1 rRNA gene (running past both ends of the window) is annotated in these 1,542 nt (G+C 50.0%); it reads right to left on the reverse strand.

From position 1 onward, the window contains the following. A 23S ribosomal RNA gene (locus DXB39_RS14900) occupies window positions 1-1,542 on the reverse strand (it extends past both window edges: 1,387 nt to the left, 181 nt to the right).

Here is a 1,542-nt window from a genome sequence, read left to right on the forward strand (position 1 = left end):
CGGGCACATATGGCACAATAGCGGCTTTTCTCGGCAGCCGGTCCGCATGCTTCGCTACTCTAGTTCGCTCCACATCACAGCAAGGACTTTCGTGTGCGGATTTGCCAGCACACCATCCCCTCTGCTTGTACCAGTATTTCCATTCCTGGCTCATGCTTTCCTTCTGCGTCCCCACAGTTCTGACCATATGTGGTACAGGAATCTAAACCTGTTGTCCATCGGATACGCCTCTCGGCCTCTCCTTAGGTCCCGACTTACCCAGGGCAGATCAGCTTTACCCTGGAATCCTTGGATATTCGGCCGGAAGGATTCTCACCTTCCTCTCGCTACTCATTCCGGCATTCTCTCTTCTTATCCCTCCACTGCTCCTTATCGGTACAGCTTCGTCGGTCTTAAGAATGCTCCTCTACCAATCATACTAGGTATGATTCCACAGCTTCGGTGTTGTGTTTCAGCCCCGGACATTTTCGGCGCAGGGACTCTCGACTAGTGAGCTGTTACGCACTCTTTGAATGAATGGCTGCTTCTGAGCCAACATCCTAGTTGTCTTTGAATCCCCACATCCTTTTCCACTTAACACACACTTTGGGACCTTAGCTGGTGGTCTGGGCTCTTTCCCTTTTGACTGTCCAACTTATCTCGTACAGTCTGACTCCCGTTCATCATCTTAATGGCATTCGGAGTTTGATATTCTTTGGTAAGCTTTGACGCCCCCGCGGAAATTCAGTGCTCTACCTCCACAAGACTAAAACGAGGCTAGCCCTAAAGCTATTTCGAGGAGAACCAGCTATCTCCGGGTTCGATTGGAATTTCTCCCCTATCCACACCTCATCCCCACCCTTTTCAACGGATGTGGGTTCGGTCCTCCAACGCCTTTTACGGCATCTTCAACCTGGACATGGATAGATCACCCGGTTTCGGGTCTACTCCTACTGACTATAACCGCCCTATTAAGACTTGGTTTCCCTTCGGCTCCGGACCTTAAGTCCTTAACCTCGCCAGTAAGCGTAACTCGCCGGACCGTTCTACAAAAAGTACGCGGTCGCACATATAAAGTGCTTCCACAGCTTGTAAACACAGGGTTTCAGGTTCTCTTTCACTCCCCTCCCGGGGTCCTTTTCACCTTTCCTTCACAGTACTATGCGCTATCGGTCACTAAGTAGTATTTAGCCTTACGGGGTGGTCCCCGCTTATTCCATCAAGGTTTCTCGTGTCTCGATGTACTCTGGATACCGCCATGTCAGCTCTTCTTTCGCTTACGGGACTTTCACCCTCTCTGGTCTGCTTTCCCAAAACAGTTCTGCTGGAATTGCTGAATCAATTATGCGGTCCGAACCCCGGAATGCACGCACTCCGGTTTGGGCTCTTTCCATTTCGCTCGCCGCTACTTTGGAAATCGATTTTTCTTTCTCTTCCTCCGGCTACTTAGATGTTTCAGTTCACCGGGTTCCCTTCCATACGTTATGGATTGGCGTATGGATACATGAGGTATTCTCATGTGGGTTTCCCCATTCAGACATTCACGGATCAAAGGATATTTGC

It is taken from the genome of Roseburia sp. OM03-7AC (genome assembly GCF_003462625.1).
Taxonomy (GTDB): domain Bacteria; phylum Bacillota; class Clostridia; order Lachnospirales; family Lachnospiraceae; genus Roseburia_C; species Roseburia_C amylophila.